The 17,846-nt window shown below is 69.4% G+C and carries 16 protein-coding genes and 1 tRNA gene; 6 read left to right on the top strand and 11 right to left on the bottom strand.

Annotated elements, in window-relative coordinates; translation table 11 throughout:
* Positions 1-17: 17 nt before the first annotated feature.
* The 10 genes from CI785_RS08885 to CI785_RS08840 form a co-directional block, all read right to left on the bottom strand.
* Entirely contained in the window at positions 18-404 is a 387-nt protein-coding gene (locus CI785_RS08885) for a DUF3592 domain-containing protein (RefSeq protein ID WP_105031747.1), read from the bottom strand.
* A gap of 37 nt (positions 405-441) precedes the next feature.
* Positions 442-2,166 carry a helicase HerA-like domain-containing protein gene (locus CI785_RS08880; protein WP_105031746.1) on the bottom strand — a complete coding sequence of 575 codons (1,725 nt, stop codon included), beginning with the start codon at positions 2,164-2,166 and terminating at the stop codon, positions 442-444.
* A gap of 89 nt (positions 2,167-2,255) precedes the next feature.
* A complete protein-coding gene (locus CI785_RS08875) occupies positions 2,256-3,635 on the bottom strand; it encodes an ABC transporter ATP-binding protein (protein ID WP_105031745.1) in 1,380 nt (459 codons plus the stop codon).
* Positions 3,636-3,673: 38 nt separating this feature from the next.
* Positions 3,674-4,522, bottom strand: a complete 849-nt coding sequence (locus CI785_RS08870; RefSeq protein WP_105031744.1) for a carbohydrate ABC transporter permease — start codon at positions 4,520-4,522, stop codon at positions 3,674-3,676.
* On the bottom strand, positions 4,522-5,538 hold the full coding sequence (locus tag CI785_RS08865; protein WP_240615098.1) for a carbohydrate ABC transporter permease: 1,017 nt from the start codon (positions 5,536-5,538) through the stop codon (positions 4,522-4,524). The genes CI785_RS08870 and CI785_RS08865 overlap by 1 nt, the downstream gene beginning before the upstream one ends.
* Positions 5,535-6,854 carry an extracellular solute-binding protein gene (locus tag CI785_RS08860; RefSeq protein ID WP_105031743.1) on the bottom strand — a complete coding sequence of 440 codons (1,320 nt, stop codon included), beginning with the start codon at positions 6,852-6,854 and terminating at the stop codon, positions 5,535-5,537. Before CI785_RS08860 ends, CI785_RS08865 begins: the two co-directional genes overlap by 4 nt.
* A 160-nt stretch (positions 6,855-7,014) precedes the next feature.
* Positions 7,015-7,443: an aspartate 1-decarboxylase gene (gene panD, locus CI785_RS08855; RefSeq protein ID WP_205753591.1), complete on the bottom strand. Its 429-nt coding sequence runs from the start codon at positions 7,441-7,443 to the stop codon at positions 7,015-7,017.
* A gap of 90 nt (positions 7,444-7,533) precedes the next feature.
* Positions 7,534-7,604, bottom strand: a tRNA-Gly gene (locus CI785_RS08850).
* 25 nt (positions 7,605-7,629) lie between these two features.
* Complete coding sequence (locus CI785_RS08845) at positions 7,630-8,061, bottom strand: protealysin inhibitor emfourin (protein ID WP_105031741.1); 432 nt, start codon at positions 8,059-8,061, stop codon at positions 7,630-7,632.
* The gene (locus tag CI785_RS08840) at positions 8,058-9,104 is read right to left on the bottom strand and encodes a M4 family metallopeptidase (protein ID WP_105031740.1); all 1,047 of its coding nucleotides are present in this window, start codon (positions 9,102-9,104) and stop codon (positions 8,058-8,060) included. The genes CI785_RS08845 and CI785_RS08840 overlap by 4 nt, the downstream gene beginning before the upstream one ends.
* A gap of 91 nt (positions 9,105-9,195) precedes the next feature.
* Between CI785_RS08840 and CI785_RS08835 the strand changes: the two genes are divergently transcribed.
* Both CI785_RS08835 and dcd read left to right on the top strand, forming a co-directional pair.
* Complete coding sequence (locus CI785_RS08835; protein ID WP_105031739.1) at positions 9,196-10,050, top strand: tryptophan 2,3-dioxygenase; 855 nt, start codon at positions 9,196-9,198, stop codon at positions 10,048-10,050.
* Positions 10,051-10,082: 32 nt separating this feature from the next.
* Positions 10,083-10,658, top strand: coding sequence for a dCTP deaminase (gene dcd / locus CI785_RS08830; RefSeq protein WP_105031738.1), 576 nt, complete (start codon positions 10,083-10,085; stop codon positions 10,656-10,658).
* Between the two features lie 4 nt (positions 10,659-10,662).
* On the opposite strand, the gene CI785_RS08825 is transcribed toward dcd, so the two are convergent.
* Positions 10,663-12,051 carry an MFS transporter gene (locus tag CI785_RS08825; protein ID WP_105031737.1) on the bottom strand — a complete coding sequence of 463 codons (1,389 nt, stop codon included), beginning with the start codon at positions 12,049-12,051 and terminating at the stop codon, positions 10,663-10,665.
* A gap of 155 nt (positions 12,052-12,206) precedes the next feature.
* Here CI785_RS08825 and CI785_RS08820 point away from each other — a divergent pair, with 155 nt between their 5' ends.
* Genes CI785_RS08820 through CI785_RS08805 form a run of 4 tightly spaced genes read left to right on the top strand, consistent with a single transcriptional unit; the run spans position 12,207 to position 17,846 of the window.
* Complete coding sequence (locus tag CI785_RS08820; RefSeq protein WP_105031736.1) at positions 12,207-15,203, top strand: Na+/H+ antiporter subunit A; 2,997 nt, start codon at positions 12,207-12,209, stop codon at positions 15,201-15,203.
* Positions 15,200-15,694 carry a Na(+)/H(+) antiporter subunit C gene (locus tag CI785_RS08815; RefSeq protein WP_105031735.1) on the top strand — a complete coding sequence of 165 codons (495 nt, stop codon included), beginning with the start codon at positions 15,200-15,202 and terminating at the stop codon, positions 15,692-15,694. The genes CI785_RS08820 and CI785_RS08815 overlap by 4 nt, the downstream gene beginning before the upstream one ends.
* Entirely contained in the window at positions 15,691-17,301 is a 1,611-nt protein-coding gene (locus CI785_RS08810) for a Na+/H+ antiporter subunit D (protein WP_105031734.1), read from the top strand. Before CI785_RS08815 ends, CI785_RS08810 begins: the two co-directional genes overlap by 4 nt.
* A complete protein-coding gene (locus tag CI785_RS08805) occupies positions 17,298-17,846 on the top strand; it encodes a Na+/H+ antiporter subunit E (protein ID WP_105031733.1) in 549 nt (182 codons plus the stop codon). The genes CI785_RS08810 and CI785_RS08805 overlap by 4 nt, the downstream gene beginning before the upstream one ends.

The raw sequence follows: 17,846 nt of genomic DNA, 5'->3' as shown, positions 1-17,846 counted from the left end.
GTACCGGGTGCGCCCGGTCAGCCCGGCAGGAAGCCCAGCAGCACCCCGGCGACGGCGCACACGAACCCGACGACGGCGACCACCCGGGTGCCTCCGTACGGCTCCTCCAGGGACCAGCGGGTGGGGTTGCGGGCGTGGTAGAAGATCGTGACGTCCCTGCCGGGTGCGAGGGGCGGCGGCGGGCCCTGGGCCTGCTGCCGCCGCCGGATGCCGCTGGCCCAGAGGGCCTCGACGATCCGGAACCGGTGGTCGTGCCAGCGCAGGTAGGGATGTCCCTCGTGGTCGTACGTGATGGCCTGCGTGCGGGTCCACGACCCGTAGAGCAGGCGGATGACGAGCGCGGCGAGGAGCAGCCCCACCCCCAGCGCCGTCAGGGCCGCCGAGACGAACTCGATCACGACCATCGGGGAATGTCCTCGGCGGTAGCCGGAATCCGCAGCCTCAGTACCATCTGCGCTTGCGGTGCTTGGTGCCGAAGAGGCCGCGCGCCAGCTCCTTGCCGATCACCCCGGCGGCCTTCAGGGCCAGATCCGCCATCTCGTCCCTGCCCGGGCCGCGCTGGCCGGTGGTCCGGCCGGTACCGTACTCCGCCCCGTACTCAGCGGCACGGTCCTCAGGGCGGGGAGCGGGGACGTCGTCGTACCGTCCGTCCGTGCTGCCGGCGGGACGCCCAGCGGCGCCGGGGTTCTCCTGCCGGTCACGCCTCCGTGCCGGACGGGACGGTACGCCGAGGATCTCCTCCTCGATGCGGCGGGCCTCGGCGTCGCGTTCCTCCCGCGAACGCTCCGCGACCGGTGCGCCGGTGGGGGGAGCGACGTCGGTCCGGCCGCCCAGCTTCTCGAACGCGGAGTGGCTGTCCACGGCCTGGCCGTACCGGGGGAGTAGGGGGGAGGAGGCGACGACTGCGGACACCGTGCCCTCGGGCGCCCTGCCCATGACGGACTCGGGGGAGCGGAGCCGCGTCCACGCGACGGGGGTCGGGGCGCCGTGCTCGTTCATCACGGTGACCACGGCCTCACCGATCCCGGCCGAGGTCAGCACCTCCTCCAGGTCGTAGGCGCTCGTGGGGAAGGTGGAGACGGTGGCGCGGAGGGCCTTGGCGTCGTCGGGCGTGAAGGCGCGCAGCGCGTGCTGGACACGGTTGGCGAGCTGCCCGAGCACCTCGCCGGGCAGGTCCTTCGGGGTCTGGGTGACGAAGAAGATCCCTACGCCCTTGGAACGGATGAGCCGGACGGTGGTCTGGATGGACTCGCGGAAGGCCTTCGAGGAGCCGGTGAAGAGCAGGTGCGCCTCGTCGAGGAAGAACACGAGCCGGGGTTTGTCGGCGTCGCCGATCTCGGGCAGCTCGGCGAACAGGTCGGCCAGCAGCCACATCAGGAATGTCGAGAACAGCCGCGGCTTCTGCTGCAGGGCGACGAGTTCCAGCGCCGTGATGACACCGCGGCCGTCCGGTGCGGTGCGGAGGAGGTCTGCGGTGTCGAACTCGGGCTCGCCGAAGAAGGCGTCCATGCCCTGCGCCTCGAGCGTGACGAGTCCGCGCAGGATGACACCGGCCGTCGCCCTGGACAGACCTCCGAGCGAGTCGAGGGCCTCCTTGCCCTCGTCCGAGGTCAGGAAGCCGATGACGGCGCGGAGGTCGGCGAGGTCGTAGAGCTCCAGCCCGTTCCTGTCCGCGTAGTGGAACACGAGCTGCAGGCTCGATTCCTGGGTCTCGTTGAGGTCCAGGACGCGGCTGAGCAGGAGGGGGCCGAAGGACGAGATGGTGGCGCGGACGGGGATCCCGCCACCGCCGAGGGTGAGGAACTCCACGGGGAAACCGGTGGGTGTCCACTCCTGGCCGACGCTCGCGGTCCGCTTCGTCAGTCGGTTGGAGGCTGTCCCCGGCATGGTGAGGCCCGTGAGGTCACCCTTGATGTCCGACAGGAAGACGGGCACTCCATGGGCCGACAACTGCTCCGCCATGACCTGCAGGGTCACGGTCTTGCCGGTGCCCGTGGCTCCGGCGATCAGACCGTGGCGGTTCATCATCGCGAGGGGCAGGCGCACCTGCGCGTCGGCGTGCAGTGCGCCGTCCACGAGGGCCGCCCCGAGATGCAGGGTCGGTCCCTCGAAGGTGTAACCGGAGGTGATGTCGGCGACCTGCGCGCCGCCGTCGTGTTCGACCATAGGGTCAGACTACACAGCAGGACCGGCACCTGAACCGGTGCCGGTCCTGCTGGCGGTGCTGCCCAGAAGGGGCGGCCGGACGGACCGGATCAGCCTGCCGCGTGCTTGCCGCCCGCGGCTGTCGCACCCCCGGAACGGCCGGCCCCGGCGTCGACGGTGGCGTTCCCGGAAGCCGACGTCCCATTGCCGGAGGTGCCGTTGCTGCCGAAGGCACTGCCGCCGTCGCGGTCGGCCTGCTGGGCGGTGGTGATCTCCTCCGCGCGGTCCTCCGCCGCCTCGCGCGTCAGCTGCGCCCCGGCCTCCGCGTCCCGCGTGAGGTTCTCGCCGCTCTCCGCGTCGAACAGGTGGAGCTTCCGGGTGTCCAGCCAGATCTCCGCCTCCCGCCCGCCGCGGATGCGGCTCGCGGCGTCCAGGGTGACCACGACCTGCGGGCGCAGCTCGTCGGCATCCATGTCGCGGGCGAGACTGTTGAGCAGCTCCCTCATCTCGGGTGCCGGGTCGAAGTTGATGTACCCGTACTGCTCGTTGCCCAGCCACTCGGTGTGCGTCAGTGTGGCCATGAACGTCGAGCCGTGCGAGCGCTTGCTGTCCTCCACGAGCTTGGCGTCCTCGAAGAACTCCGGACGGACGCCCACCAGGACCACCCGCTTGCCGGCCGCCTTGCGGGCCTTGTCCTCCGGGATGCTGATGTCCCCGAGCGCGGTCCTGAGGGTGGTGCCCTCGAGGGTCGCCGGCAGGAAGTTCATCGACGGCGAGCCGATGAAGCCTGCGACGAAGAGGTTCACGGGCTGCTCGTACAGCTCCCGCGGAGAGGCGATCTGCTGCAGCTCGCCCTTCTTGAGCACGGCCACGCGGTCGCCGAGGGTCATGGCCTCGGTCTGGTCGTGCGTCACGTAGACGGAGGTGACGCCGAGGCGCCGCTGCATCTGGGAGATCTCGGACCGCATCTGCCCGCGCAGCTTGGCGTCCAGGTTGGACAGGGGCTCGTCGAAGAGGAACGCGTCCGCCTGACGGACGATGGCCCGACCCATCGCGACGCGCTGCCGCTGGCCGCCGGAGAGGTTTGCGGGCTTGCGCTGCAGGTGGTCGGTGAGCTCGAGGGTCGCCGCGGCCTCGGTGACGAGCTTGTTCACCTGGTCCTCTGAGTGCTTGCCCTTGGCCAGGCGCAGGGGGAAGGCGATGTTCTCGTACACCGTGAGGTGCGGGTACAGGGCGTAGTTCTGGAACACCATCGCCAGGTTGCGGTCCCGGGGCGCCTTGTCGTTGACGCGCTGGCCGTCGATGAGCAGGTCGCCGTCCGTGATGTCCTCGAGGCCTACGATCATGCGCAGCAGCGTGGACTTCCCGCAGCCCGAGGGGCCGACGAGGATGATGAACTCCCCGTCCGCGATGTCGATGCTGATGTCGTTGACGGCGGGGAAGCCGTCGCCGTACTTCTTGACCAGGTGGTTGAGGGTGATTGAAGCCATGGTGCGATTCCTTTTCTTGAGCGCGCCGGGAAGGGCCGTCAGCCCTTGACGGCGCCCGAGGTCAGGCCGGAGACGATCTGGCGTTGGAAGAGGAGGACGAGGAGGACCACCGGGATCGTGACGATGATCGCGGCCGCCGAGATGGCTCCGGTCGGGGACTCGAACTGCGAGGCCCCGGTGAAGAACGCCAGCGCGGCGGGCACGGGGCGCGCCGCTTCGGTGGACGTCAGCGAGATGCCGTACACGAAGTCGTTCCACGCGATGAAGAACGCGATGATCGCCGTCGTGAACACCCCCGGCAGGGCGAGCGGGACGATGGCCTTGCGGAACGCCTGCCACGTCGTCGCACCGTCCACCTGGGCCGCCTGCTCCAGTTCCCAGGGGATCTGCCGGAAGAACGCGGCGAGGGTCCAGATGGAGATGGGGAGCGTGAGCGACAGGTACGGGATGATGAGCCCCAGCCACGTGTCGTACAGGCCGATGGTGCGCCACAGGTTGAACAGCGGGGTCACGATCGAGATGACGGGGAAGATCGACACGGCCAGCGCCGTGGTCAGGATGAGTTTCTTGCCGGGGAAGTCCAGGCGGGCGATCGCGTAGGCGCACAGCGTCGCGAGGACCACGGCGATGAACGTCGCGATGAGCGAGATGCCGATGGAGTTGCGCAGGGCCGAGAGGAACAGTCCCTGGGCGTCGCCCACGAGGATCTGCTCGTAGTTGCTCGTAGTGGCCGTGCCCGACGAGGGGAGGAACTTGCCGCTCGTCAGGTCGCTCGGGGACTTGAAGGACGTGGCGAGGATCGAGGCCACCGGGAAGAGCGCGTAGACGAGGACGAGGATGGTGGCGATCGCCCAGAGGACCTTGTTCCTGGTGCTGGTGTTCGTCATTACTTTCCTCCCTGCGTTCCGGCGAGATCGACCTTGAACAGCTTGATCGCCACGAAGCAGATCAGCAGGACGCAGAGGAACAGGAGCACGGACACGGCCGAGCCGAGTCCGATCTCCAGTCTGCTGATGGACTGCCGGTAGGCGAGCAGCGAGAGCACTTCCGTGCCGTAGGCACCGTTGGTCATGATGAACACGTTGTCGAAGATGCGGAAGGCGTCGAGGGCCCTGAACAGGACGGCGACCATGATCGCGGCCTTCATGTTGGGGATGATGACCTTGCGCATCTGCTCCCACCAGGTGGCGCCGTCGACCTTCGCCGCCTCGCTGAGCTCGTCCGGAACCTGTGCGAGGCCGGCGAGGAGGAGCAGCGAGATGAACGGCGTGGTCTTCCAGATCTCGGAGGCCATGATGACGAACAGGGCCGTGGGGCCCTGGGCGAACCAGTTGAGGTTCTCGTCGATGCCCGGCAGCCAGGCGAACCAGCTGTTGACGTAGCCCGAGTTGATGTCGAAGGCGTAGAACCAGGCGAACGCGGAGACCACCGTGATGATGCCGTACGGCACGAGGATCGCGGTGCGCAGCAACCCCCGGACCGATTTGAGCGCCTTGTGCATCACGAGCGCGAGGGCGAACCCGAGCACGAGCTCCACGAGGACGGTGACGACGGTGATGAAGACCGTCGTCCACAGGCCTGACCACCAGACCGGATCCGACAGGATCACGAGGTAGTTCTCGAGGCCGATGAACGCCCGCTCGTCGGGCGCCGTCAGCCGGAAGCGGAACAGCGACTCGTAGATGGCCTGCAGGATCGGGTACAGCGTGACGAGCAGCATGATGATGAACGCCGGGCCGGCGAGGATCCAGCCGAGCCGCCGCTCCGCACGCGTGCGGTCGCTGTACTGCTTCGGTGCCCTGCCGGTCTTGGTGCGGTTGCCGTTGCCGCTGCCTGCCTCGAGGCGCGGGCCGGCTTCGGCGGGTGACGCCGTCGTCGTCTTCGCTGGGATGGCGGAGGTCACAGGAGTTGCTCCCCTCTGAGGACCGATGTGATGAAGTCGCTCGACGACGCGGGCGTGCTGTCCGGGTCGACGGCGGCGGGTGGCGCCCAGCGCTGCTGGATACCGGTGGAGACCTCGTTGTAGAACGGGGTCTGCGGACGGGGAGCCGCGACCTGGAGGGAGTCCCTGATGGTCTCGGCCATGGGGAAGGACTCCTCGATCCGGGGGTCCTCGTAGGCCTCGGTGTTCGCCGGCGGGTTGCCGTTGGTCACGAAGTACTCCGACTGGTTCTCGACCGAGACGATGCACTCGATCGCCTCGTAGGCGAGCTCGGGATTGTCGCTCGCCGCTCCCACGCCGAGGTTGATGCCCCCGAGCGGCGGGGCCGCCTCCTGGTCCTCCGACATCCTCGGGTAGATGCCCCAGCCGATGTCGTCGAGGACCGCCTGGTCGAGGGTGCCCGCCTCGACGGCGGCGACGGTGGCGGGGTAGACGAACGGCCAGTTCACCATGAAGGATCCGGTGTCCCCCTGGAAGGCGATGAGGGAGGCGTTCTCGTCCTGCGTGGGGAGCCCCGGGCCTCCGAGGCCGTCCTTGCCGATCGTGGAGATGACCTCCGCTGCGGCGATGCCGGCGTCGGTGTCCAGTCCGAGTTCGACGGTGTCCGCCGTGGCCTCGGGGTCCACGATGATCGACCCGCCGGCGGATTCGATGAGGGCGTTGAGCCAGACCGTCATCGATTCGGCCTGGGCGCCCTGCACCCCGAGGGTCTTCTCCTGGGTGCGGGCCGCCTCCATGACCTGCTCCCAGGTCACGGGATTCGTCGTGTCGATCCCGGCCGCCTGCGCCACGGATTTCCGGTACCAGAGGATCTGCGTGTTCGCCCAGAACGGGACGGTGACGAGCTCGTCCTTCCAGGTGGCCCCGGCGATGGCGCCCTCGACGACGTTCTCCGTGGTGGCCTCGGCGACGTCCTCGGGCACCGGTGCCAGGAAGCCGGGTTCGGCGAGTTCGGGGATGAAGGGCGGATCGAGGCTCATGATGTCGAGCGAGGTGTCGCTCGCAGCCAGGCGGCGTGCGAGCTGTTCACGCTGCGAGGCGGCGTCGTTCGGGAGGAGCGAGGTCTCGATGCTGTAGCGGCCGCCGGACTCCTCGCTGCACTTCTCGGCGATGGCCGCCTGGCCGCCGGCGTCCGGGTTGATGTACCAGGTGAGGGTGTTGTCCGCCTCCGCGGGGCCGCAGCCGCTCATGACCAGCGTTCCCATGACGAGGCCCGCCAGGACGGTGCCTCTCGGACGGGTTCTCACGGGGGTGCGTGTTCGTCGACTACTGGGCATTCGTACCGAGCCTCCACATCTTTGTAGACAACCCGGCTGACGCCCCGGTCGGGCCGTCAGCCTGAGCGACCTTGCTTTTTCGACCCTATGCCTTGGCGCGGTAAATCGCTAGACAGGCTGCTTACGATCCCGCAACGCGCGGACGCGTGCCGGCAGGACGTCAGGAGACGGCGGAATTGTCCAGGGCGAACGGGGGGCGTTCGACGTCGCCGGTCACGGCCTCCGCGGGATCGGAGCCGAGCTCCACGATCCGGTTGTCCGCGTCCACGTGCACGACGACGGGCGTGAACGCGCGCGCTTCCTCGGTGGTCAGCTGCGCGTAGGTGATGAGGATGACGAGGTCGCCGCGCTGCACGAGATGCGCGGCGGCGCCGTTGATGCCGATGACACCGGAGCCGCGCTCGCCGGCGATGGTGTAGGTCTCGAGCCGGGCGCCGTTGGTGATGTCCACGATCGAGACGAGCTCGCCGGGCAGGATGTCCGCGGCCTCGAGCAGATCGAGGTCGACGGTCACGGAACCGACGTAGTGGAGGTCGGCGTGGGTGACCGTGGCGCGGTGGATCTTCGACTTGAACATTGTGCGATTCATCGCCTCAAGAATACTGCCGATTCCGCGCCCGGAGCCGGGAGGGGAAGGTGTCCTTGGGCACACCGCATGGTCCTCCCCGAGGGGAGCAAGAGCGGGCGACGGGAATCGAACCCGCGTATCGAGCTTGGGAAGCTAGCGCTCTACCATTGAGCTACGCCCGCACGGTGCTTGAACCGCTCCATCACCTTACAACAGTTCTTCCGGCTTCCCGGGATCCGCACTGCTGCTCCGTGCCGGACCGGCGTCACGCAGGCCGGTGCCGGTGCCGGTGCCGGTGCCGGTGCCGGTGCCCGTGCCCGCGCCGTCGTCCGTCCCCGCCGCCCGCGCGCGGTCGATCAGTTCCCGCCACGGATCCCCGAGGCGGCTCTCGGGGAGGTCGACCTCCGTGTAGCCGATCGCGATCCGGTAGGTGAAGCGGTCCCGCGCCGGCCCCCGACCCCGCGGGCCGGCGCCCCCACCCGCCGCACTGCCGTCGGACGGCGCTCCGCCTGCTCCCTCGTCCGCCGCGGCCTCCGCGAGCGGGAGCCAGCGCTGCTCGGCCTCCGTCCGGCTGACCTCGAGGCTCCAGGTCCGGGTGAGGCCGCCGAAGCCGCCCGAACGGGTGATCTCGATCCTCACGGGAGCACGCCGACCTGCACCCAGGCCTCGGCCACCGCGCCGGCTTCGCGGCTGTCGGTCCCGAAGCGCTTCTCGGCCGCCTCGTTCGTCGCTGCGGCGAACGTGCGGAAATCGCACTGCGGCGGGATGCCCCCGCCGAGGACGGCGTCGAACCAGATGCGGCCCGCCCCCTCCCACGCCGGGCCGCCGAGGGTGGTGGCCGCGAGGTAGAAGGCGTGATTGGGGATACCGGAGTTGATGTGGACGCCGCCGTTGTCCGCGGCCGTCTCCACGTAGTCCGCCATGGTGGCCGGTTGGGGGTCCCTGCCGAGGATGTCGTCGTCGTAGGCCGTGCCGGGAGCCTTCAGCGAGCGCAGGGCGGTGCCCTCCACCGCCGTCGTGAAGATGCCGGCCCCCACGAGCCAGGAGGCGTCCGCGGCGTCCTGGCCGAGTTCGCGCTGCTCCACGAGGACGCCGAAGACGTCCGACAGCGACTCGTTGAGGGCCCCCGACTGGCCCTGGTACTCGAGGTTGGAGGAGTACTGCGTGAAACCGTGGGTGAGTTCGTGGCTGATCACGGTGAGGGAGGCGGTGAAGCGTCCGAAGATCTCGCCGTCGCCGTCGCCGAAGACCATGCGCTCGCCGTCCCAGAAGGCGTTGTCGTAGTTCGAGCCGTAGTGCACGGTCGCCTCGAGGGGCTTGCCCGCGCCGTCGATCGACGACCACCCGTACTCCTCGCTGAAGAGCCGGTAGGTGGCACCGAGGCCGTCGTACGCCTCGTCCGCGGCGGCGTCACCCGTGGCGGGGGCTCCCTCGCCCCGCACGAGGTTCCCCGGGAGCTCCTCACGGCTGCCGGCGTCGTACACGCGGCGGGTCAGGGTGCCGACGACGGCAGAGCCGCGGCGCACCGGCGCACCGAGTGCCTCCGCGCGGATCTGCAGGAGGGGATCGAGCTCCAGCAGCGCGTGCCGGGCGGCGTCCGAGGCGACGGACAACCGCGGATCCCGGAGGGCGGCGAGGCGGGTGAGCAGGTGCGGCGGGACGATGCTGCAGCGGATGTGCATGAGGGCCTCCTTCGGTTGGTCCCAAGGTAGACCCGCCGGCCGACACTCTGCCGTTCGGGCGGCCGATCATCGCCCCACGTAGGCTTGCCGCATGAGCGTGGAGCGGAACACCCGCAGGCTGGAACAGGGCATCGAGCGGGACTTCTCGGACAGGATGAGCTACGGCTCGTACCTGGACCTGGACAGGCTGCTCGACGCGCAGCACCCGGTGAGCTCGCCGGAACACCACGACGAGATGCTCTTCATCATCCAGCACCAGACCTCCGAGCTGTGGCTGAAGCTCGTGCTGCACGAGCTGCGCGCCGTCCGCCTGCACCTGCGCGCGGACGACCTCCGGGCCGCGATGAAGGGGATCGCCCGGATCAAGCACATCCAGCGCTCGCTGACGGAGCAGTGGTCCGTGCTGGCCACCCTCACGCCGTCCGAGTACGCGGAGTTCCGCGGTGACCTCGGTTCCGCGAGCGGTTTCCAGTCCTACCAGTACCGGGCTGTGGAGTTCCTGCTCGGCAACAAGAACGCGGCCATGATCGAGGTGTTCGACGCCGATCCGGTGGCGCGGGCGCTGCTCATCGAACTCCTGGGGCAGAGCAGCGTGTACGACGAGTTCATCGCTCTGCTGGCGAGGCGCGGCTATGCCGTGCCGGCGGACCTCCTCGGGCGCGATGTCGGCGTGGCCCACGAGTTCACGCCCGCGCTGGTCGCCGTGTATAAGCAGGTGTACGAGGACGCCGCGGGGAACTGGGACATCTACGAGGCGTGCGAGGAGCTCGTGGACCTCGAGGACAACTTCCAGCTCTGGCGGTTCCGGCACCTCAAGACGGTCGCGCGGACCATCGGGTTCAAGGCGGGCACGGGCGGTTCGTCCGGCGTCGGTTTCCTCCAGCGAGCCCTCGAGCTGACCTTCTTCCCCGAACTCTTCGCCGTGCGCACCGAGATCGGGCGCTGAGGCGGGTCCAGCAGGGCTGGTAGCTTGGGACGGTGCTGATCTCAGACCGCGATATCCGAGCAGAACTCGACGCCCAGCGGATCGTCCTCGACCCGCACGATCCCGCGATGGTGCAGCCCTCCAGCGTCGACGTGCGCATCGATCGCTACTTCCGGCTCTTCGACAACCACAAGTACGCGCACATCGACCCCGCCGAGGACCAGCCGGACCTCACGCGCCTGGTCGAGGTGGCCCCCGACGAGCCGTTCATCCTGCACCCCGGCGAGTTCGTGCTCGGCTCCACCTACGAGACGGTGACGCTGCCCGACGACATCGCAGCGCGCCTCGAGGGCAAGTCCTCGCTCGGCCGCCTCGGGCTCCTCACCCACTCGACGGCCGGGTTCATCGACCCGGGGTTCTCCGGCCACGTGACGCTCGAGCTGTCCAACATGGCCACGCTGCCGATCAAGCTCTGGCCCGGCTCGAAGATCGGGCAGCTGTGCTTCTTCAAGCTCACCTCGCCCGCCGTGCACCCCTACGGCTCGGGCGAGTACGGGAACCGCTACCAGGGCCAGCGGGGGCCGACGGCGTCGCGCAGCCACCTGAACTTCCACCGCACCGAGATCTAGGGGATCAGGCTTCCGGCACGACGGCGCGCGTCACGCGCGCGGGCGGCTTGACCGGCAGCAGGACCAGGAGCCCGGCGAGCAGGACCACGAGGATGCCGATCACGCCGTAGAGCTGGGACCCGAAGATCCCGATGCACAGCGCGAAGAGGGTCGGGGCCAGGAAGCTCACGGCCCGGCCCGTCGTCGCGTACAGCCCGAACAGCTCGCCCTCGTCCCCCACCGGGGCGAGGCGCGCGAGGTAGGCGCGCGACGACGCCTGGGCCGGACCGACGAACAGGGTCAGCAGCAGGCCGAAGACCCAGAACGTGGTGTCCGAGGTCCATTCCATGCCGAAGAAGGAATGCGTTCGGGTGCCGAGCAGGAGGATCGCCGTCCCGGCCACCAGCAGGCCCACGAGGGCGGCGATGATGACGCGCTTCGGCCCGATGCGGTCGTCCAGGAAGCCGCCGATCACCGCGCCGATCGCCGCGACCACGTTGGCGGCGATCGCGAAGACGATCACCATGCTCGCCGAGAAGCCGAAGGCGCCCGCCGCGAGGATGCCGCCGAAGGTGAACACGGCGGCGAGTCCGTCGCGGAAGATGGCGCTCGCGAGCAGGAAGAAGATGGTGTGCGGGCTCTCGCGGTAGATGGTTTTCACGCGGCGCGCCAGCAGGCCGTAGGAGGCCAGGAAGTTCAGCTGCGCGGCCCTGGCGCGCCGCGGCACCTCGGGCACCGCGAACATCACCGGCAGCGCGAAGGCGGCGAACCACAGCGCCGAGAAGACGGCCACCAGGCGGATGTTCAGCCCGTCCTCGCTCGAGGCACCGGCCCAGTCGACCACGGGCTGGATGAACACCACGAGGACCACCACGAGCGCCGCGATCCCGCCCACGTAGCCCATGGCCCAGCCGAAGCCGCTGACCCGGCCGATGGTCGCCGGCGTCGAGATCTGGGTCAGCATCGCGTTGTAGTTGACCCCGGCGAACTCGAAGAAGATGTTCGCGGCGGCGATCAGTGCGACACCGAGGATCAGCATCCCCGGGCTCGGGAAGACGAAGAAGCACAGGGCCGTGAGGACGGCGACGATGAGGGTGTTCACGCCGAGCCAGAGCTTCCGCCGCCCACCGCTGTCCGAACGCTGGCCGGTGACGGGCGCGAGGAGGGCGATCAGCAGGCCCGCGGCGGCGAGCCCCCAGCCGAGCACCTGCGACGTCCGTTCCTCTCCGCCGAAGGCCTCCGACGTGAGGTAGACCGTGAAGACGAACGTGGTCATGATGGCGTTGAACGCAGCCGAGCCCCAGTCCCAGGAGGCCCACGCGAGGACGGGCTTGCTGAAGATGCGGCCGGAGCCCGCGGTCGGCAGCGGTGCAGGGGCCTCCGCGGGCGGAGGTAGCTGCTGGTGCGTACTCATAGGGGAAATGCTAACGCCGCATGACGCACGTCACGTCCGGGCCGCTCCGGCAGCGTCGGGTCGACGACCGGCTCCGTATCGGTGGAAGGTTGAAGTAATTCCTTCGGTAGACTGGATGGAGCCCGACCATCCCCCAGTGGAAGATCGAGACTCCCATGCTCACCGTGCTGATCGCGATGTTCGCGCTGGCACTAGTGGCGCCCGTTCTCTTCTCCCGGCTCGGCAGGTCCGCCTTCTTCGTCCTCGCCGCAGCCCCGGCGGCGGCCTTCGTGTGGCTCCTCGTCGAACTCCCCGGCGTCCTCGCCGCCGATCAGGCCGCGCCGAACGGTGCGCCCGGTGCGCCGCCGTCGCTCGTCATCCCCTGGATCCCCAGCCTGCAGCTCGAGCTCGCCTTCCGGCTCGATGCCCTGGCAGCCGTCCTCTGCATCCTGATCCTCGGCGTCGGGGCCCTCGTGCTCTTCTACTGCGCGCGCTACTTCAAGAACGACGACCCCGACGTCGGGGCCTTCGGGGCGCAGCTCCTCGCCTTCGCCGCCGCGATGTTCGGGCTCGTCCTCGCCGATGACCTGATCCTGATGTTCATCTTCTGGGAACTGACCACGATCCTGTCCTACCTGCTCATCGGCTACTCGCGGCACCGGCTCTCCGCCCGCCGTTCCGCGCTGCAGGCCCTCATCATCACCACCTTCGGCGGCCTGGCCATGCTCGTGGGACTGGTGATGCTCGGGCAGGAGGCCGGGACCTACCGCCTCTCGGAGATCCTCGCGGATGCCGACGCGCTCGCGGCACGGGGGACGCTGGTCGACGTCGCCATCGCCCTGGTGCTGGTGGGAGCCGTTACCAAATCGGCGCTCGTACCCTTCCACTTCTGGCTGCCCGCCGCGATGGCGGCGCCGACCCCGGTCAGCGCCTACCTCCATGCTGCGGCGATGGTGAAGGCCGGGGTGTTCCTCGTGGCGCGCTTCGCCCCCGGTTTCAGCGAGACGGCCTTCTGGCACCCGGTGATCTTCGTCCTCGGAATGGCCACGATGCTGCTCGGAGGGTGGCGGGCGCTCCGGCAGTTCGATCTCAAGCTCGTCCTCGCCTACGGCACCGTGAGCCAGCTCGGCTTCCTCACCATGGTGGTGGGGCTCGGCGGACGCGACGGCGCGGTGGCCGGTCTGGGCCTGCTCCTCGCGCACGGCTTCTTCAAGGCGACGCTCTTCCTGGTGGTCGGCATCATCGACCACCAGGCCGGCACCCGCGACCTCCGGGTCCTGTCCGGTGTGGGAGCCACGTCGCCGGTGCTCTTCGCCGTCGCCCTCGTGGCCGCGGGGTCCATGGGCGGCGTGCCGCCGCTGCTGGGTTTCGTCGCCAAGGAATCCGTCTTCGAGGCCTTCGCGCATCGTGCCGAGGACGGCGCGGCCGGGACACTCCTGCTCGGTGGGATCGTGGTCGGCTCCGTCCTCACCTTCGCCTACAGCGCCCGGTTCGTCTGGGGGGCCTTCGCACTCAAGCACGGCGGGCCGCGGACCGCCTTCCCGCGCGTGCGGACCTCGTTCCTGCTGGCACCGGCCGTGCTCGCCGTCGCCTCCGTGGTGTTCGGTGTCTGGCCGGGGCCGCTGGATGCACTCGTCCAGCCGTACGCCGCCCTCTTCGCGTCCGACGACGCCGCCCCGCACCTGGCCCTGTGGCACGGTTTCGGACTCCCGCTGCTGCTCTCGGGCGTCACGCTGGCGGCGGGAGGGGCGCTCTATCTCCTCCGCCGCCCCTTCGAGCAGTTCCAGGAGCGCCTGCCGTCGATGCGTGAGGCGGAGGTGGTGTACCGGTCGGTGATCGGTGTGCTCGACGACGTCGCGGTCTGGATCACCGGACGGACGCAGCGCGGTTCCCTGGCGTTCTACCTCTTCGTCATACTGGCCACCGCGGTCGTCACCCCGCTGACCGCGCTCATCATCTTCGACGCCCCGCTGCCCACGAGCTTCCGGATCGCGCAGTCCCCGGCGCAGGTCGTGGTGGTGGGTGCCATCATCGTAGGGATCATCGCCGCGCTGCGCTCGAACAAGCGCTTCATGGCGGTGCTCATGGTCGGGATCACCGGCTACGGTATGGCTGCCGTCTTCGCCCTGCACGGGGCGCCCGACCTCGCGCTCACGCAGATGCTCGTCGAGACGATCGTGCTGGTGGCGTTCGTGCTCGCGCTGCGCTCGCTGCCGGCCCGCCTCTGGAACCGGGCCGAGAGCCGGCACCGCCTGCTGCGTGCCGTCCTCGGCATCGCGTTCGGCGGGATCATGGCCGTCATCGCGATGTCGGCGATGGCCTCCCGCAACGCCGCGCCCATCTCGCTCGCCTACCCGCAGATGGCCTACGACGATGGCGGTGGCGCGAACGCCGTCAACGTGCTGCTCGTGGACATCCGCGCCTGGGACACCTTCGGCGAGATCACGGTCCTGGCCCTCGCCGCGACCGGCATCGCCAGCCTCATCTTCATCCGCGGGCGCAGCGACCACCGGCGCCGGGCCGACGGCGTCGAGGACGGGTCGGTGGACAGGGGACAGGAACTCCTCGACGCCCGCGGGCGGTCGGGCGCCGCGCTGGCACTGGCGGCCCGCTTCGCCGACGTCCCGCGCGACCCGTGGCTCGTCGCCGGGCGGACCCTCGCGCCCGAACGCCGCTCGATCGTCTTCGAGGTGGTCACGAGGCTGATCTTCCACACCATGATCGTGCTCTCGATCTACCTGCTCGTCGCAGGCCACAACCTGCCGGGTGGAGGCTTCGCCGGAGGTCTCACCGCCGGGATCGCCCTGGCCATCCGCTACCTCGCGGGAGGCCGCTTCGAACTCGCCGAGGCGAGCCCCGTCAGCGCCGGCGCCCTGCTGGGCGCCGGGCTCGCGATCGTGTCCCTGACCGCCGCGGCGCCGCTGCTGCTCGGCGGGGCGGTCCTCGAGAGCTACATCCTCGAGTTCTGGCTGCCGGTGTTCGGGGACGTGAAGTTCGTGACGTCCACGATCTTCGACATCGGCGTGTACATCATCGTGGTCGGCCTGGTGCTCGACGTGCTCCGGAGCCTCGGCTCAGAGATCGACGAGCGCAGCGAGGCGGACGATCCCGTCGAGGAGGACGCCGGGGCGGATGCCCTCGTCCCGCCCGCCACCGAGGGGGTCAGGCCATGACCGTCGACATCACCCTGATCGTGCTCATGGCCGTCTTCTTCGCGGCCGGGATCTACCTCCTGCTGGAGCGCAGCCTCACCCGGGTGCTGCTCGGTCTGATCCTCCTCGGCAACGGCGCGAACATCCTCCTGCTCGCGATGAGCGGAGGCGGGGGCAGATCCCCCCTGTACGTCTCCGGGATTGCGGCGGAGGACTACACCGACAGCCTGCCGCAGGCGCTCATCCTGACGGCGATCGTCATCACGTTCGCCGTCACGGCGTTCATGCTCGGCATCATCTACCGGTCGTGGGTGCTCGGGCGGCAGGACGTCGTCCAGGACGACCCCGAGGACCGCCGCGTCGCGGACCAGCCCAGCTACGACTACGAGGACGACGCCGACATCGCCGCAGACACCACCGAATTCTCCGACGACGGGTCGGACACCTCTGACGCATCGGACGCGCCCTCTTCCGGGGCGGTTTCCGCCGACCGGTCCGGGGACGCCCGGTGATCGCCGCCGACCTCGCGCCGCTCGCCGTCGTCCTGCCGTTCCTCGGGGCCGCCGTCACCTTCCTCCTCATCCGGCATTCGCGCGCCCAGCGGGCCGTCAGCATCACGACGCTCAGCGTCACCCTGCTGATCGAGGTCGTCATGCTCCTCGCCGCGCCGGCCGCCGGGACGCACGCCGTGAAGCTCGGCGGCTGGGAACCGCCGTTCGGGATCGTGCTCGTGGTGGACCAGTTCTCGGCGCTCATGCTCGTGGTCTCGTCCGCCGTCAGCCTCTCGGTGCTGATCTATGCGGCGGGGCAGGGCATGGCCGACGGTGACGAGGACGGCCCGGTCTCGATCTTCCACCCCACCTACCTGATCCTGGTCGCCGGGGTGTCCAACGCCTTCCTCACCGGCGACCTCTTCAACCTGTACGTGGGCTTCGAGATCCTCCTGACCGCGAGCTACGTGCTGATGACGCTCGGGGGGACCGCGCCGCGCATCCGCGCGGGTGTCACCTACGTCGTCGTGAGCGTGGTGTCCTCGATGCTGTTCCTCATCGCGATCGCGATGATCTACGGAGCCACGGGCACCGTCAACATGGCGGACCTCGCGGTGAAGCTCGAGGACGTCGATCCTGCCACGCAGATGGTGCTCCACCTGATGCTGCTCGTGGCGTTCGGCATCAAGGCCGCCGTGTTCCCGCTCTCCTTCTGGCTCCCGGACTCCTACCCGACGGCGCCGGCGCCGGTGACCGCCGTGTTCGCGGGCCTGCTGACCAAGGTGGGCGTGTACGCGATGGTCCGGGTCGAGACGCTGCTCTTCCCCGGTGACCGCATCAACTCCCTCCTGATGGTCGTGGCCCTGCTGACCATGGTGGTGGGCATCCTCGGCGCCCTCGCGCAGTCGGAGATCAAGAGGCTGCTGTCCTTCACGCTCGTCAGCCATATCGGGTACATGGTCTTCGGTCTGGCCATCTCCACGCGGATCGGGCTCGGGGCGGCCGTCTACTACGTGGCGCACCACATCACCGTGCAGACCAGCCTGTTCCTCGTCACGGGACTCATCGAGCGTCGGGGTGGGACCGCGAACATGGACCGGCTCGGCGGACTCGCGCGGCTCTCCCCGCTGCTCGGCGTGCTGTTCTTCCTGCCCGCCATGAACCTCGCCGGGATCCCGCCCTTCTCGGGCTTCCTCGGCAAGCTCGGGCTCATCCAGGCCGGCGTGGACCTCGGCACACCACTGGCCTACCTCCTCGTCGCGGGTGGGGTGGCCACGAGCCTGCTGACGCTCCTGGTCATGGCGCGCGTCTGGAACCGCGCGTTCTGGCGCAGCCCCGCCGATGCCGACGACCCGGACCCCATCCTGCTCGCCAGCAAGGCCGACGGCACCAGCATCGGCACGTCCCGCCACGTGACCGGCGAGGACACCGGGAAGTTCGCCGGCAAGGACCCGGTCACCCTGCTGCCCCGCACCATGACCGGTCCCACGATCGGCCTGGTGGTCCTCGGACTCGCCCTGACGGTCCTTGCCGGCCCGCTCTTCGCCCTCAGTGACGACGCGGCCCAGGAGATGCTCGACCGCACCCCCTACATCGAGGCAGTCCTCGGACCGGGAGCCGACCGATGAGCCGCCAGCGCATCCCCCTCATCACCGAACTGCCCCTGGTCGTCTGGCTCGTCCTCGTCTGGGGCGCCCTCTGGCAGGACTTCGGGGTGGGGAACCTGGCGTTCGGGGCGATCCTCGCCTACGTCGTCGTGAACTTCTTCTACCTGCCGCCCGTCGAACTGACGGGCCGGTTCAACGTCCTGTGGCTGATCCCCTTCCTCGGGCGCTTCTTCCTCAAACTCGTCACGGCCAGCGCCGAGGTGTTCTGGCTGGCTCTCACCCGGGGGTCGCGACTCCGCAATGCCGTCGTCGCCGTGACACTGCGCAGCCACTCGGACTTCCTGGTCACGGCCACCGGCCACGCCATCTCCCTCATCCCGGGATCGCTCGTCCTGGAGGTGGACCGCTCCACGTCGACCCTCTACCTGCACTGCCTCAACGTCGCCTCGGCCGACGACGCCGCCGCGATCCGCCGTGACGTCCGCGCCACGGAGGCATGGCTCATCCGGATCATGGGTAGCCGCGACGACCTCGCAGCACTGCGGGCCGAGGGGGTGCGCCGATGA

The organism is Arthrobacter ruber (assembly GCF_002954225.1).
GTDB lineage: Bacteria > Actinomycetota > Actinomycetes > Actinomycetales > Micrococcaceae > Arthrobacter_D > Arthrobacter_D ruber.
The sequence above is the reverse complement of the archived record's forward strand: the minus strand, read 5'-3'. Positions and strand labels throughout refer to the sequence as shown.

Coding starts and splice junctions, on each gene's coding strand:
- CI785_RS08815 (WP_105031735.1), top strand. CDS start 15,200: ATGACCGTCGACATCACCCTGATCGTGCTCATGGCCGTCTTCTTCGCG.
- CI785_RS08880 (WP_105031746.1), bottom strand. CDS start 2,166: ATGGTCGAACACGACGGCGGCGCGCAGGTCGCCGACATCACCTCCGGT.
- CI785_RS08835 (WP_105031739.1), top strand. CDS start 9,196: ATGAGCGTGGAGCGGAACACCCGCAGGCTGGAACAGGGCATCGAGCGG.
- CI785_RS08860 (WP_105031743.1), bottom strand. CDS start 6,854: ATGCCCAGTAGTCGACGAACACGCACCCCCGTGAGAACCCGTCCGAGA.
- CI785_RS08885 (WP_105031747.1), bottom strand. CDS start 404: ATGGTCGTGATCGAGTTCGTCTCGGCGGCCCTGACGGCGCTGGGGGTG.
- CI785_RS08805 (WP_105031733.1), top strand. CDS start 17,298: ATGAGCCGCCAGCGCATCCCCCTCATCACCGAACTGCCCCTGGTCGTC.
- panD (WP_205753591.1), bottom strand. CDS start 7,443: ATGAATCGCACAATGTTCAAGTCGAAGATCCACCGCGCCACGGTCACC.
- CI785_RS08820 (WP_105031736.1), top strand. CDS start 12,207: ATGCTCACCGTGCTGATCGCGATGTTCGCGCTGGCACTAGTGGCGCCC.
- CI785_RS08870 (WP_105031744.1), bottom strand. CDS start 4,522: ATGACGAACACCAGCACCAGGAACAAGGTCCTCTGGGCGATCGCCACC.
- CI785_RS08875 (WP_105031745.1), bottom strand. CDS start 3,635: ATGGCTTCAATCACCCTCAACCACCTGGTCAAGAAGTACGGCGACGGC.
- CI785_RS08840 (WP_105031740.1), bottom strand. CDS start 9,104: ATGCACATCCGCTGCAGCATCGTCCCGCCGCACCTGCTCACCCGCCTC.
- CI785_RS08825 (WP_105031737.1), bottom strand. CDS start 12,051: ATGAGTACGCACCAGCAGCTACCTCCGCCCGCGGAGGCCCCTGCACCG.